General features: G+C 74.2%; 11 protein-coding genes. 1 reads left to right on the forward strand and 10 read right to left on the reverse strand.

What is annotated here, in order from left to right; genetic code table 11:
* The 7 genes from ABZ873_RS24525 to ABZ873_RS24555 all read right to left on the reverse strand — a co-directional run.
* Nucleotides 1-896, reverse strand: an 896-nt coding sequence (locus ABZ873_RS24525; RefSeq protein ID WP_360875758.1) for an adenosylhomocysteinase, incomplete at its 3' end; no start/stop codon positions are given.
* A gap of 317 nt (nucleotides 897-1,213) precedes the next feature.
* Nucleotides 1,214-2,146, reverse strand: coding sequence for a cation diffusion facilitator family transporter (locus tag ABZ873_RS24530; protein ID WP_360875760.1), 933 nt, complete (start codon nucleotides 2,144-2,146; stop codon nucleotides 1,214-1,216).
* Between the two features lie 77 nt (nucleotides 2,147-2,223).
* A complete protein-coding gene (gene manA / locus ABZ873_RS24535) occupies nucleotides 2,224-3,384 on the reverse strand; it encodes a mannose-6-phosphate isomerase, class I (protein ID WP_360875762.1) in 1,161 nt (386 codons plus the stop codon).
* 39 nt (nucleotides 3,385-3,423) lie between these two features.
* Nucleotides 3,424-4,557 carry an SIS domain-containing protein gene (locus tag ABZ873_RS24540; RefSeq protein ID WP_360875764.1) on the reverse strand — a complete coding sequence of 378 codons (1,134 nt, stop codon included), beginning with the start codon at nucleotides 4,555-4,557 and terminating at the stop codon, nucleotides 3,424-3,426.
* A 44-nt stretch (nucleotides 4,558-4,601) separates the two neighbouring features.
* Nucleotides 4,602-4,787 (reverse strand): Trm112 family protein, encoded by a 186-nt coding sequence (locus tag ABZ873_RS24545; protein WP_360875765.1) that lies wholly within the window; start codon nucleotides 4,785-4,787, stop codon nucleotides 4,602-4,604.
* Nucleotides 4,788-5,578: 791 nt separating this feature from the next.
* Nucleotides 5,579-6,949 (reverse strand): phosphomannomutase/phosphoglucomutase, encoded by a 1,371-nt coding sequence (locus ABZ873_RS24550; RefSeq protein ID WP_360875767.1) that lies wholly within the window; start codon nucleotides 6,947-6,949, stop codon nucleotides 5,579-5,581.
* A gap of 79 nt (nucleotides 6,950-7,028) precedes the next feature.
* Entirely contained in the window at nucleotides 7,029-7,478 is a 450-nt protein-coding gene (locus tag ABZ873_RS24555) for a DUF3499 domain-containing protein (RefSeq protein ID WP_360875817.1), read from the reverse strand.
* 111 nt (nucleotides 7,479-7,589) lie between these two features.
* On the opposite strand from ABZ873_RS24555, the gene ABZ873_RS24560 reads away from it, so the two are divergent.
* Complete coding sequence (locus ABZ873_RS24560) at nucleotides 7,590-7,973, forward strand: metallopeptidase family protein (protein ID WP_360875769.1); 384 nt, start codon at nucleotides 7,590-7,592, stop codon at nucleotides 7,971-7,973.
* 54 nt (nucleotides 7,974-8,027) lie between these two features.
* Here the strand turns inward: ABZ873_RS24560 and ABZ873_RS24565 are convergent, their stop codons facing one another.
* From ABZ873_RS24565 to ABZ873_RS24575, 3 genes are all read right to left on the reverse strand, one after another.
* A complete protein-coding gene (locus tag ABZ873_RS24565) occupies nucleotides 8,028-9,509 on the reverse strand; it encodes a DUF5719 family protein (protein WP_360875771.1) in 1,482 nt (493 codons plus the stop codon).
* A complete protein-coding gene (locus ABZ873_RS24570; RefSeq protein WP_360875773.1) occupies nucleotides 9,506-13,198 on the reverse strand; it encodes a glycosyltransferase in 3,693 nt (1,230 codons plus the stop codon). The genes ABZ873_RS24565 and ABZ873_RS24570 overlap by 4 nt, the downstream gene beginning before the upstream one ends.
* Nucleotides 13,199-13,416: 218 nt before the next feature.
* The gene (locus tag ABZ873_RS24575; RefSeq protein ID WP_003983763.1) at nucleotides 13,417-13,680 is read right to left on the reverse strand and encodes a WhiB family transcriptional regulator; all 264 of its coding nucleotides are present in this window, start codon (nucleotides 13,678-13,680) and stop codon (nucleotides 13,417-13,419) included.
* Nucleotides 13,681-14,065 lie beyond the last annotated feature (385 nt).

Consider the following 14,065-nt stretch of genomic DNA (forward strand, 5'->3'; position numbering starts at 1 on the left):
ATCGCCGCCTGCAGCGCACAGATCGGGTCGATCTCGGTGATGACCACCCGCGCACCCTGACCGCGCAGCGACTCCGCACAGCCCTTGCCCACATCCCCGTAACCGAAGACCACGGCCACCTTGCCGCCGATCAGGACATCCGTGGCACGGTTGATGCCGTCGATCAGCGAGTGCCGGCAGCCGTACTTGTTGTCGAACTTCGACTTCGTCACCGCGTCGTTCACATTGATCGCCGGGAACAGCAGCTCACCCGACTGCATCATCTCGTACAGACGGTGCACACCCGTGGTGGTCTCCTCCGTCACACCGCGGATCTCGGACGCGAGCTGCGTCCACTTCTGCGGGCTCTCGCCGAGGGTGCGGTTGAGGAGCGTGAGGATGTGGGCGTACTCCTCGGAGTCGGCCGTGGCCGGGTCCGGGGCGGCGCCGGCCTTCTCGAACTCGACGCCCTTGTGGACGAGGAGGGTGGCGTCGCCACCGTCGTCGAGGATCATGTTCGGGCCGCCGGTGGGGGTGTTCGGCCAGGTCAGCGCCTGCTCGGTGCACCACCAGTACTCTTCCAGCGTCTCGCCCTTCCAGGCGAAGACGGGGACGCCCTGCGGGTTCTCCGGGGTGCCGTTCGGGCCCACCGCGATGGCGGCGGCCGCGTGGTCCTGGGTGGAGAAGATGTTGCAGGAGGCCCAGCGGACGTCGGCGCCGAGGGCGACGAGGGTCTCGATGAGGACGGCGGTCTGCACGGTCATGTGCAGGGAGCCGGTGATCCGGGCGCCGGCCAGCGGCTGCGCCTCGGCGTACTCACGGCGGATCGACATCAGACCGGGCATCTCGTGCTCGGCCAGGGTGATCTCCTTGCGGCCGAACGCGGCCAGGGAGAGGTCTGCGACCTTGAAGTCCATGGGTGCTGCTCCTCATGGTTCGAGAGGGTGGGTACGGCTGGTCCGTGCGCCGTCCTGGGGACGGGACACCGAGCACAGTCCGTCGGGGGTCCTCTCTCCCCTCGGCCGGTCGCGGGGACCGCCCGACCCGCCATCAGCAGCGACGCCTGACACTGCCCACGAATCTACACCGACGGGCCCCCTCGACCCCAGCCGGACGGAGAACTCGCCCCCTCGGTTCGCCTCCCGGGACCCCGCGCTGCCCCGCGCGACGGCGGGGACACGGCGAAGGCCCCCGGGAGCGGTCGTGCTCGCGGGGGCCTTCGGCGTACCGGGGGCTACTTGGTGAGGTCGGCCTTCTCAGGGCGGTAGATGTCCGGCTCCAGGTAGATGACGCGGGCGATCGGGACCGCCTCGCGGATGCGGGCCTCGGCGGCGTTGATGGCGTCCGCCACCTCCGTCGCGGTGTCGTTGCCCTCGACCGCGATCTTGGCCGCGACCAGCAGTTCCTCGGGGCCGAGGTGCAGGGTGCGCATGTGGATCACGCGGGTGACGACGTCGCCGTCGACCACCGCGGCCTTGATCTTCTCGACCTCCTCCGTGCCGGCGGCCTCGCCGAGCAGCAGGGACTTGGTCTCGGCGGCCAGCACGATCGCGATGGCGATGAGCAGTACGCCGATGCACAGGGTGCCGATGCCGTCCCAGACGCCGTCGCCGGTCAGCAGCGCGAGGCCGACGCCCGCCAGCGCGAGCACCAGGCCGACGAGCGCGCCCAGGTCCTCCAGGAGCACGACGGGCAGTTCGGGGGCCTTGGCCCGGCGGACGAACTGCGTCCAGCTCTGGGCGCCGCGGATCTCGTTCGACTCCTTGATGGCCGTACGGAAGGAGTAGCTCTCGGCGATGATCGCGAAGACCAGGACGCCCACGGGCCAGTACCAGGCGTCGATGGGGTGCGGGTCGTGGATCTTCTCGTAGCCCTCGTAGATGGCGAACATGCCACCGACGGTGAACAGGACGATGGAGACGAGGAAGGCGTAGATGTAGCGCTCGCGCCCGTAGCCGAAGGGGTGTTGGGGCGTCGCCTCGCGCTGGGCCTTCTTCCCGCCGAGGAGCAGCAGGCCCTGGTTGCCGGAGTCCGCGACCGAGTGGACGCTTTCCGCGAGCATCGACGAGGATCCGCTGAAGAGGAACGCCACGAATTTGGCTACAGCGATGGCGAGGTTGGCGGCGAGTGCCGCCACGATCGCCTTGGTACCGCCCGACGCGCTCATGGGTGCAGGTGTCCTTCCTGGGCCTGTGACCTAACCGGCCGCACATTGTTGCAGCCCCCGGCCCGGACGACGCCGTCTCAGACCACCACGGTGGCACGGAAGACCGTACCCGCTCCCGTCAGTTCCACCGCTTCCCCGGCCGGTACGAAGACGGACTCGCCCGGGGACAGGGCCAGTTCGCCGGCGCGCGCAGAGCCGGCGGTGCAGAGCAGGATCTGCGGGGCGCCGGCCGGGAGCGGGTGGGGGGCGCCGCCGGGGGCGAGGAGGAAGCGGGAGAGGCGGAACTCGTCGATGGGGGCCTCGTAGACCTCCTCGCCGCCGTCGCCCTCGGGGCGCAGCACGTCGGGGTCGCTGGGCTCGAAGCGGACGATCTTGAGCAGTTCGGGCACGTCCACGTGCTTGGGGGTGAGCCCGGCGCGCAGCACGTTGTCGGAGTTGGCCAGCAGCTCCACGCCGAGGCCGTCGAAGTAGGCGTGCGGGACTCCGGCGCCGAGGAACATGGCCTCGCCGGGCTGGAGTCGGACGTGGTTGAGCAGCATGGCCGCGATGACGCCCGGGTCGCCCGGGTAGTGGTGGATCAGCGAGGCGTACGTGGCGTACTCGCCGCCGAGCCGGCCGGCGGCGGCCGCGGTCTCGGCGACCGTACGGGTCATCTGCTCGCGGTCGGCGCTCAGTACGGCCGTCAGCACCTCGCGCAGCGCGGCCTCCTCGGGGTGGGCGCGCAGCAGGTCGGCGTACGGCTTGAGGGAGTTGACGCCGAGCCCGTCGAGGAGGTCCGCGGAGTCCTTCGGGGCGCGGAAGCCGCACAGCCCGTCGAAGGTGGTGAGCGCGCAGATCATCTCGGGCTTGTGGTGGGCGTCCTTGTAGTTGCGGTGGGGCGCGTCGGCGGGGATGCCGCGCCGCTCCTCGTCGGCGAAGCCGGCCCGGGCCTGCTCCAGGTCGGGGTGGACCTGGAGGGAGAGCGGGGCGCCGGCGGCGAGGATCTTGAGCAGGAAGGGCAGCCGGGGGCCGAACCGGTCCGCGGTGGCGGCGCCCAGTTCGGCGACGGGGTCGGCGGCGATGACCTCCGCCAGCGACCTCGGGCCGTCGCCGCGGTCGATGCGGGACGGGGCCCCCGGGTGGGCGCCCATCCACAGCTCGGCCTGGGGCTCACCGGTGGGCTCGGTACCGAGGAGGGCGGGGAGGGCCGTGGTGGATCCCCAGGCGTAGGGGCGGATCGTGTTGGTCAGGCGGTCCATCGTCGTCTTCCTGGACAGGGCCGGGCGCGTGCGCGCGTCTCAGCTGTTTCCCCCGGAGGCCAGCGCCAGGTAGGCGGTGGCGAAATCCGTGACGGCGAGGAGTTCGGCGAGCTGCTCCAGCTCGGCGCCCTCCTCCGGTTCGAGCTCGCTGATGGCCGTGTCGTGGCTGAGGGCGAGTTCGCGGGCGGCGGGGGCGGCGGTGAGGCCGCCGGTGGGGCGGTCGCGCAGCAGGACGACGCGGGCGCGCAGGGCCTGGGGCTCCTCGACCCGGTCGCGGAAGAAGTCCTCGGGGTCGGCGCCGGCGGCGAAGTCCCCGGCGAGCAGGACCCCGTGGGCGGGCAGCGCCTCGGGGAGGGCGGCGGCCAGGGCGGGGCGGCCGGCGAGCTCGGCGAGGGTGGCGGCGAAGCGGCGGCCGGCGGGGGCGGCGCCGACGCCCTCGCTCCAGATCAGCGGGAGGGAGTCGGCGAGCTCGGCGGCGAGGGTCTTGGCCGGGTTGGAGTAGGTGGCGATGGCGGGGCCGCAGCGCTCGGCGGTGCGGTCGAGCCGGTCCGCGACGAGCTGGAGGGTGTCGGGGGCGGCGGTGATCAGGCCGACCTTGTCGAGGAGCAGCAGCAGCGGGGTGAGCAGGGCCCACAGGGCGCCGGGGCCGGCGGCGGCGGATTCGTCGAACTCCTGGTACGGGGCCTTCGCCATCGGTACGAGGAGCCCGTGCGCGCCGTCCACGGCCTCGCTCAGCGGTGAGCGTTCGGGGGCGACGGCGACGACGGTGCAGCCGCGGCGGTACGCCTGCTCCGCGAGGAGGGCGAGGCCGGGCTCGGTGCCGTCGGTGGTGGCGAGGAGCAGCAGGTCGACGGGGCCGGCCCAGCCGGGCAGCGCCCAGCGCAGGGCGCCGGCGGCGTGGGCGACGCCGGTGGGGTCGAGGCGGATCACCGGCGCGGAGGCGCCCGCGAGGGCGCCGAGCAGGTCCGCGACCCCGGTGGCGGCGGTGCCGGGCCCGGCGATCAGGACGGCGCGGGGGCGGCCGTCGGGGCGCAGCTCGGCGAGACCGGCCTCGGTCGCGTGCCGGGCCGCGGTGCGGACCCGGGCCCCGGCCTCGGCCGCGCCGCGGAGCAGGCCGCGGCGGTCTACGCGGGCGAGATCGTCCGGTGCGTCGAGGAGCGACTCGTCGAGCATGGCGGCCTCCGGCTGTCGGGTGACGGGAACCAGTTCTGTGCGGGTCAGGCGGGGCGGCGGGCCTCGTCGACGAGGAGCACCGGGATGCCGTCGCGGACCGGGTACGCCAGGCCGCAGTCCTGGCCGGTGCAGATCAGCTCGGGCGCGGTCTCGTCGGCCGACTTGTCCTGGAGGGGCGCGTGGCAGGCGGGGCAGGCGAGGATCTGCAGGAGGCCGGCTTCGAGCGGCATGGGGTGGGTTCCCTTCGGGGATGCGGGTACGGCGTGGTCAGCGTACCGCCGAGTCGGGGGCGGTGCGGTGCGGTGGGCCCCGCAATCCCCCGCGCCTCAACCGCCGGCGGGGCTGGGTACGGCTCCGCGGAGCCTGGGTTGGCGCGGCGGGGCGGGGTCCGCCGAGAACCAACCCGGCTCCGCCGGGCCCCGGGCTCCGCCCGGACCCGCGCCTCAAACGCCGGCGGGGCTGAGTTTGGCTCCGCCGGGCCTGGGCTGGCGCCGCGAGGCTGAGTGTGGACCCGCCGAGCTTGGGTTGGCGCGACGAGGCTGGGTGTGGCCCCGCCGAGCCTGGTTTGTGCCGCAAGGCTGGGTGTGGCCCTGCCGAGCCTGGGGTTGTGCGGCGAGGCGGGGGTGACCCGGTCGGGGCTGGTTTGGTGCGGCGGGGTTGGTGCTGAGGCGTAGGGCCGGGTTCCGGGGAACCCGCACCCATCCGCCGGGGGCGGGGCAAATCCAGCCTCGCCGGCGTTTGAGGCGCGGGCCCGGGCAGCGCCCGGCACCCGGCGGAGCCGGGGTCACCCCCGACAAGCCGCAGGCGAACGGCGAGGCGCACAAACTCCAGCTCCGCTGAGACGGGACGTGCGGCCCACTTCCAGCCCCGCCGGCGTTTGAGGCGCGGGTCCGGGCAGCGCCCGGTGCCCGGCGGAGCCGGGGTCACCCCTGACAAGCCGCAGACGGGCGGGGAGCCGGGCCAAATCCAGCCCCGCCGGCGATTGAGGCGCGGGCCCGGCGGAGCCGGGGTTACACAGGCGTCAGGCGCGGATCAGGGCAAGGGCCTCGTCGCGGACCTTGGTCAAGGTCTCCTCGTCGCGGGCCTCTACGTTCAGGCGGAGCAGCGGCTCCGTGTTCGAGGCTCGGACGTTGAACCACCAGTCCGCGGCCGTGACCGTCAGGCCGTCCAGTTCGTCCAGGGTTACGCCCTCGCGGGAGCCGAAAGCGGCCTTGACCGCCGCCAGGCGGGCGGACTGGTCCGCCACCGTGGAGTTGATCTCGCCCGAGCCCGCGTACCGGTCGTACGAGGCCACCAGCTCCGAGAGCGGGCCCGCCTGGCCGCCCAGGGCCGCCAGGACGTGGAGCGCGGCCAGCATGCCCGTGTCCGCGTTCCAGAAGTCCTTGAAGTAGTAGTGCGCCGAGTGCTCGCCGCCGAAGATCGCACCCGTCTTCGCCATCTCCTCCTTGATGAAGGAGTGCCCCACCCGCGTCCGCACCGGCGTGCCGCCGTTCTCGCGGACGACCTCCGGAACGGACCACGACGTGATCAGGTTGTGGATGACCGTGCCCGAGCCGCCGTTACGGGCCAGCTCGCGGGAAGCGACCAGCGCCGTGATCGCCGACGGGGAGACGCCCTCGCCCCGCTCGTCCACGATGAAGCACCGGTCCGCGTCGCCGTCGAAGGCGATGCCGAGGTCCGCGCCCTCCGCCAGGACCCGCGCCTGCAGGTCCACGATGTTCTTCGGGTCCAGCGGGTTCGCCTCGTGGTTGGGGAACGTGCCGTCCAGCTCGAAGTACATCTCCGTGACGTCCAGGGGGAGGCCCGCGAAGACCGTGGGGACCGTGTGGCCGCCCATGCCGTTGCCCGCGTCCACGACCACCTTCAGCGGGCGGATCGAGGTCAGGTCCACCAGGCCGCGCAGATGCGCCGCGTAGCCCTCCAGCGAGTCCTGCTCCGTCACCGTGCCCGGGACCACGCCCTCCGCCACCGCCGGGGCGCCGGCGTCCAGCCAGCCCTCCACCAGCTCGCGGATCTGCGACAGGCCCGTGTCCTGGCCCACCGGCGCCGCACCCGCACGGCACATCTTGATGCCGTTGTACTGCGCCGGGTTGTGGGAGGCCGTGAACATCGCACCCGGCAGGTTCATCGAGCCCGAGGCGTAGTACAGCTGGTCCGTCGAGCACAGGCCGATCAGGGTGACGTCCACGCCCCGCGCCGCCGCGCCCCGCGCGAACGCCGCCGACAGGCCCGGCGACGAAGGCCGCATGTCATGGCCGATCACGATCGCCGAACCGCCTACGACCTCCACGAACGCCGCACCGAACAGCTCGGCCAACGACTCGTCCCACTCGTCCGGCACGACGCCACGCACGTCGTACGCCTTGACGATGTTCGAAAGATCTGCGGCCACTGCCTGTCCTCCTGAAAGGTCCTTTGCGGTGCAGCAAACCTACCCTGAACCGGGCGCGGCACCGCCGGACCGCCGGGCGTCAGGAATCGGGCGAACGCAGGACGCGCAGATGTCCGCGGCGGGTCTCGCCGCCGGTCTGGCCGCCCTGGCCGGGGCCGCCGTTCTCGGCGGTACGGCTCGGCGGGCGCGCGGCCTCGCGTACGGCGTTGGCCAGGGCTTCGAGGTCGTCACCGCTGGGGCGCGACGGACCGGAGGTGTCGGACAGCCGGACGACGTCCCAGCCGCGCGGGGCGGTCAGGCGTTCCGAGTGCTCGGCGCACAGGTCGTAACAGTGGGGTTCGGCGTAGGTGGCGAGCGGGCCGAGAACTGCGGTCGAATCGGCGTAGACGTACGTCAGTGTCGCGACGGCAGGGCGGCCGCACGCGGTGCGCGAACAGCGACGTACAAGGCTCACGACGTTGGACGGTACCGCACTCTTGACCGGGCCGCGACGACTCCACCGCCGCTCACTCCCCCGTGTCGTGCTCAGGGCTACCCTGCGGGGGTGACGGACGCCCCTCTGCCCCCTTGCCCCGCCGAGCCCCCCGCGGGGGTCCCCGCCGAGCCCAGAACGCGCCGGCGGGACCGGCACGGGCGCGGGATGCGCGGGCCGCTGGCGCCGCCCCAGGTACCGCTGGCGGCGAGCCGGTCGGAGCTGTTCGGGGATCTCGTACGGGATTCCGTGGAGCGGCTGGAGCGCCGCTGGCCGCAGCTCGCGGAGGTGGAGTTCCTGGTCGGGGACGTGCCGGGGCCGCCCGGCGGCGCGGACGGCGGCTGGAACGACGAGGCGGTGCCGCTGGGTGCGGCGTACGGGTCCCGGGAGGGGCGGCCGTCGCGGATCGTGGTGTTCCGGAGGCCGGTGGAGATCCGTACGAAGTCCCGGGACGAGAAGGCGATGCTGGTCCACGAGGTGGTGGTGGAGCAGGTGGCGGAACTGCTCGGGCTCACCCCGGAGACCGTGGACCCCCGGTACGGCCAGGACTGATCCGGCCGGACCGGGGAGCGGCGGGGCGGGGAGCGCCCGGAAGGGCCGGGTCCCTCAGCGGGTCAGGACCGAGAGGTCCTGGGAGGCGCGGGGCACGGAGACCGTGGACCGGTCGTCCGAGAGGCCCTGGACGGTGAACATGGTGATCCCCTCGTGCGGGAGGGACAGCGTGCGGGCCGCGTGGACCGGGCCGCCGGAGACCGTTTCGACGGTGAGGGCGTAGGAGCCCTTGCCGCCCGCCGGGGCCAGGGTGAGCGCCTGGGTGGTGCCCGCCTTGAGGGTGACCTCCTGGGTGGCCGGTTCGCCGCCGCCGGTGCCGGGTGAGGCGGTGACCTTGACCTTCGCATCCGCGGTGGGCGCCGTCAGGGAGAGCACGGTGGTGTTCTCCTCGGGCCGGTTGTCGGCGACGGTGGCGCGGGCGCCGACCGGGCCGGTGGCCGGGACGAAGCCGAGCTCCTGCTTGGCGCCGCTGCCGCGGACCACCCGTACCGCGGCGACCAGCGGCGCGGCCCTGGCGGGGTCGGCGGGGGTCAGCAGCAGGGAGCCGGGCTCGCCGCGGGTGAGGTCCTTGAGGTCCATGACCGCCGTCATCCCGGCCTTGACGTGCAGCTGCTCGCTGCCCGCGGGGGTGATCGGCCCGCCCGGTCCGGCCAGCCGCAGCTTGAGGTCCGCGTCCTCCTCGCCCGGTACGAAGGCCACGAGCCGTACGGAGGTGGCGTCGGCCGGGATGCCCGGCAGGACGAGCGAGCCCGCGGGGTCCGCGGCGGCGGGCAGCCAGTCGGCTCCGACGCCCTCCTCGCCCGCCTGGACGGAGGCGCCCACGCGGCCGGCGCGGGTGGTCACGTGGGCGGTGGCGTCGGCGAGCTGGGCGTTCGGGACGAGCGAGGACAGCAGGACGGTCTTGGTGGACTTGGGGTCGACGCGGATGTTCTCGCTGGTGCCGGCCTCGGGCTTGGCGAGGCCGTCGGGGCCGAAGAGCTTGATGTCGACGATCGCGGCGGCGTCGTCGGGGTTGGTGAGGTGGACGTAGTCCCCGCGGCCCTTGGCCGTGCTGACGGCCGGGAACCAGAAGTCGGTGCCGGGCGCGGTGCAGCCGGCGCCGAGGAGGCCGCGGGTGCGGCCGACGGACACCTTGGTGGTGAGCTGGGCGGTCCAGCCGGGGGCGAGGGAGCCGTCGGCGCTGCCGGTGAGGGCGGGGGCGTCGGCCCCGTTGGCGGTGGCGCCGACGGGCTTGCCGGGCTCCTTGGGCTCCAGTACGGGCTTGGCGTCCTTGGTGGCGCCGAGCAGCCGGGCGGAGCCCTTGCCGTCGGCGGGGGCGCCGGGGGTGTACGAGGTGTACGTGGTCTCGGCGATGTCGGAGGAGCTGGGCCCGGGGCACACCAGGAGGGAGCGTTCCACGGGCATCCGGGCGCCGGTGGCGGCCTTGGCCCCGGCGGCCGGGCCCGCGGGGCCGGGTGCGGTGAGGGCGGCGGCGCCGGTGAGGGCGGCGAGGGCCGCGGTCACGGCGGCCAGCGTGAGGGGGGCGCGGTGCTTCACTGCTGGGGGCTCCCGTCGGGACGCTGGTCGTGCGGTGCGTGCGGTGCGTGCGGTGCGTGCGGGTCGTGCGGTGCGTGGGGGTCGTACGGGTCGTAGGGCTCGTACGGGGGCTGCTGCTCGTACGGGTGGGGGTACGGCTGCTGCTCGGGGTACGCGGGCTGGTTCCCGTAGCCCTGGGGGGCCTGCTGCTCGTAGCCCTGGGCGGGCTGCTGCTCGTACGCCGGGTACTGCTCGTAGGGGTAGGGCTGCTGCGGGGGCTGGGCCTCGTAGGCGTAGCCGTCCTGGTCGCCGTACGCCTGGTAGGCGTAGCTCTCCTCGCCGTAGCCGGTCCGGTCGGGGAGCTGGGCGTACGGGTCGGCGGCGGCCGCGGTCTCCACCGGGCCGGGTACGGGCGCCGCCTCCGCCTCGGTCTCGGCGCGCAGGCGGCGGGCGCGGCGGCCCTCGCCGCTGTCGCGGGGGCCGGGGACGGCGGCGGTCTCCTCCTCGGGGAGGTCGTCGTCGAGGCTGGCGCGGCGGCCGGGGAGGGCCATGACGAGCAGGACCAGGGCGAGCAGGCCCTGGGCCCAGAGCCAGGCGGTGCGGGCGAGGGAGTCCTCGTGGACGAGGTCGAGGCGGCCGCCGGCGGCGGGCAGTTCGAAGCCCTGGGCCCAGCCGTCGAGGGTCTTGGGCTTGAGGGGCTTGCCGTCGAGGGTGGCCTGCCAGCCGGAGTCGGCGCGGTCGGCGATGCGCAGCAGGCGGCCCTCCTCCCCGGCGGGGATCTTGCCGTGGGCCTCGACGGGTCCGGCGGCGACGGGGATGGGGGCCTCGCCCTCCTTGGCGGAGACGATGACGGCGCGCGGCAGCCAGGGTTCGACGCCCCACAGGGCGGTGCCGTCCTGCTGGTGGCGGCGGCTCAGGCCCGGGGTGGCGTCGAGGACGCGGCGGATGTCGTCGGGGCCGCCGGGGCGGAACATGACGAAGCGGACGGCGTAGGCGCTGAGCTGGCTGGACTGGTCGGCGCCGGAGCCGGCGACGAGGTTGGAGACGACCTTGTCCAGGCGCGGGTCGGCGCCCGTCCGGGCGGTGATGTCGGCGTCGCCGAGGCGGCCGCCGGGGCCGCGGACGAGGCTGTAGGAGACGGTGCCGGGGGCGGCCACGTCGAGCAGCAGGGTGCGGGTCTGGTTGTCGTCGCCGCCGGCGTCGGCGACGAAGGCGGGGACCTGCACCGGGTCGCGGCGCTGGAGCGGGCCGTCGGCCCCGGCGAACATCCACAGCGCGGCGGCGGCCAGCGGGCCCGCGGCGGCGGCGAGGGCGACGAGCGCGGCCAGCGGCTGGCGCCAGCCGAAGCCGTGGGCGGCGAGGCGGTCCTTGGCCCCGTCGGCGCCGACCGCGGCGGCGGCGAGCAGGGCCAGGCCCTGGACGAGGGTGGCCGGGCCGGCCCAGGCGGTGCGGTTGGCGAGGACGGCGAGCAGCAGCCCGGCGAGGGCGGCGGCCCACGCGGTGCGCACGGCGAACTGCCGGTCGGCGCGCAGCAGGGCGGCCAGGGCGGCGAGGACGAGGCCGATGAGCAGCAGCGCGGTGCCGGTGCCGGGGCCGCCGGGGCTGATGCCGAGCAGGTCGAGGGCGCTCGCGGAGCCGGTTCCGTAGGGCAGTCCGGCCTCCTGGAGGAGGCGCCCGGGGTGGGTGAACAGGCCCAGGGACCAGGGGGCGAGGACGAGCAGCGGGACGGCGAGGGTGGCGAGCAGCCGCAGTCCGTACGCCTTCCAGTGCGCGCGGCGCAGGACGAGCGCGGCGGTGCCGAGCAGGGCGGCGAGCGGCCAGACGACGGGGGTGAAGGCGGTGGCAGCCGTCAGCAGGAGGGTGTACGTCCACACCGCGCGCCGTCCGCCCCGGCGGCCGGTGTCCTCGTCGTCCTCGCCGAGGGAGAAGGCGGAGACGGCGGAGCGGGCGATGAGCGGGAGGAGGACGGCGAGCACGGCGGTGCCGAGGCGGCCGCCGGCGAGGGCGCCGGTCACGGCGGGCAGGAAGGCGTAGGCGACGGCGGCCCAGGCGCGCAGCAGCCGGGAGGCGACGAGCGGCCGGGAGGCGAAGTAGGCGGTGAGTCCGGCGAGCGGGACGGAGCCGACGAGCAGCAGGGTGAGGGCGGCCCGGGTGGAGCCGAGGAGGAGGGTGCCGAGGGCGCCGAGGACGGCCAGGTGGGGCGGGGCCTCGGCGGTGGAGCCGGTGCCGACGGGGTGCCAGCCGTCGGTGTAGGCGCTCCAGAGCTCGGAGCCGCTGCCGGGGGCGGGCAGCAGGGCGCCGCCCATGAGGGAGCCGCCGCCGATGAGGGAGCGGCAGGCGGCGAGGGAGACGAGCAGGAGCAGTCCGAAGAGGAACGGGGCGGGGTTGCGGCCGATCCGCTTGAGGCGGGCGAAGCGCTCCTCGGCGACGGGGTAGTCGCCGTCCTCGCCGGGGGCGGTGAGGATGCTGCCGCCGCCGTGGCGTCCGGCGGGGGCGGTGTCGGTGTCGCGGGAGCCGCCGAAGTAGCCGGCGAGCTGGTCGGCGTTGGCGCGCAGGGAGGCGCCGGGCGGCGGGAAGAGCGGGCGCAGTTCGGCGGCGGGGACGGCGGGGCGGCGGCGGGCCTTGCGGGCGGCGAGGATCCTGCCGGGCCGCAGCAGGGTGGCGAGCAGGCCGGTGACCTCGTCCACGGCCTGGCCGGGGGCTTTGCCGATGAGGTAGGCGAGGGTGCGCAGCACGGTGCCGAACAGGACGCGCAGCAGGACGTAGGGCAGGGCGCGGCCGGAGCTGTTGGCGAGGATGGTGTAGACGGCGCCGGCCTTGTCGACGCGGTGGGGTCCGGCGGCGGTGCGGCCGACGCAGTCGACGGTGCGGCGTTCGCGGGCGGCGGCCTCGGCGTGGCGCAGGACGGCGTCGGGGGCGACGAGGACGGTGTGGCCGGCGCTCTGGGCGCGCCAGCAGAGGTCGACGTCGTCGCGCATCAGGGGCAGGCGCCGGTCGAAGCCGCCGAGGGAGTCGTAGACGTCGCGGCGGATCAGCATGCCGGCGGTGGAGACGGACAGGACGGGGCGTACCTGGTCGTGCTGGCCCTGGTCCTGTTCGCGGCGGTCGAGTCCGGTCCAGCGGCGGCCGCTGCGGGCGATGGTGACGCCGGCTTCGAGGAGCTGCTTCTTGTCGTACCAGCCGCGGAGCTTGGGGCCGATGACGGCGGCGTCGGGGTTCTCGTCGGCGACGCGGAGCAGTTCGGTGAGGGCGTCCGGTTCGGGGGCGCTGTCGTCGTGGAGCAGCCAGAGCCACTGGACGGGTTCGCCGTGGGGCAGGTCGGGGAGGTCGTAGGCGTCGTCGCGCCAGGTGCGGCTGACGGGGTCCCAGCCGCTGGGGCGCTTGAGGTACGGGAGGTCCTCGGGGGTGAGGGTGCCGGCGCCCCGGGCGGCTTCGTCGACGGCGGTGCCGAAGCCGGTGCGGCGGGCGAGGTGCAGGACCCGGTCGTCGCCGAGGGCGTCGGTGAGCAGTCGCGCGGATTCGTCGGCGCTGCCGGTGTCGGCGGCGACGTGGTTCTGGGCGGGGCGTTCCTGGCCGAGGAGGCCGGCGAGGGTGCGCGGCAGCCAGCGGGCGCCGTCGTGCGCGACGAGGACCGCGGTGACGACGTGCCGGGGGAACTGGGGTGTGTCGGGGGCCTGGTGGGAGGCCGTCGACTGGCTGTGCAGGGACATCGCGCTACGGGCCCTCCGGCCTGGGGGTCCCTCGGACGGAGTCCGGGGGAGGGTCCGGGGGTGGTGTTCCCCTCGGAGGCTGCTGGACAGCGCCCCACCCTAACGGCTGGCAAAGCAGCGGTCCGCCTCCTGCGGGGAAGGTGCAGGAGGCGGACCGTGTGCGGTGCCCGGTGTTCGACTTCCGGTCGCCCGGGGTCTGTTCGCTGTGCCGTGCGAGGTCAGACGGCGGCCTTCTTCAGGCGGCGCCGTTCCCGCTCGGACAGGCCGCCCCAGATGCCGAAGCGTTCGTCGTTGGCCAGGGCGTACTCAAGGCATTCGGAGCGGACCTCACAGGCGAGGCAGACCTTCTTGGCCTCGCGGGTGGAGCCGCCCTTCTCGGGAAAGAAGGATTCGGGGTCGGTCTGGGCGCACAGGGCGCGTTCCTGCCAGCCGAGCTCCTCGTCCGCCTCCTCGACCAGCAGTTCCTGAAACAGCTCGGTCATGTGCGCCCCTCGCTCTGTTCGTGCGTCCCCGTGGTCATGTCGTCACTGATCGCTACGAAACGACACGAGTGAAATTACAAGTGTGTGGCTCCTGAGCAGTCAAGCCGAGATCTGCTATTGGGGCCCTTATTCACTCTGCGGAACCAAGCCTATGCAGAAAGTGTTCATATCGCCAAAAATCGTGACACATGCCACCGGCGCCACGGGATGCCGCCTTTACCCGTATTCCACGTGGAGGCCGGAAGGGGGGTTGCGGTCCGCCCGGAAGAGCGGCGCAGATCACATTCAGGTCACGACATGGCGGTTCAGGTTTGAACCCGATGCAGCGCCACCTCCCCTGCCCCGAACTGCACAAACCTTTCTCCGGCCACAGTAACCGGATGAG

The sequence above is a fragment of the Streptomyces sp. NPDC047014 genome, assembly GCF_040644195.1.
Classification (GTDB): Bacteria; Actinomycetota; Actinomycetes; order Streptomycetales; family Streptomycetaceae; genus Streptomyces.

Coding starts and splice junctions, on each gene's coding strand:
- ABZ873_RS24530 (WP_360875760.1), bottom strand. CDS start 2,146: ATGAGCGCGTCGGGCGGTACCAAGGCGATCGTGGCGGCACTCGCCGCC.
- manA (WP_360875762.1), bottom strand. CDS start 3,384: ATGGACCGCCTGACCAACACGATCCGCCCCTACGCCTGGGGATCCACC.
- ABZ873_RS24540 (WP_360875764.1), bottom strand. CDS start 4,557: ATGCTCGACGAGTCGCTCCTCGACGCACCGGACGATCTCGCCCGCGTA.
- ABZ873_RS24545 (WP_360875765.1), bottom strand. CDS start 4,787: ATGCCGCTCGAAGCCGGCCTCCTGCAGATCCTCGCCTGCCCCGCCTGC.
- ABZ873_RS24560 (WP_360875769.1), top strand. CDS start 7,590: ATGCGCGGGCCGCTGGCGCCGCCCCAGGTACCGCTGGCGGCGAGCCGG.
- ABZ873_RS24570 (WP_360875773.1), bottom strand. CDS start 13,198: ATGTCCCTGCACAGCCAGTCGACGGCCTCCCACCAGGCCCCCGACACA.
- ABZ873_RS24575 (WP_003983763.1), bottom strand. CDS start 13,680: ATGACCGAGCTGTTTCAGGAACTGCTGGTCGAGGAGGCGGACGAGGAG.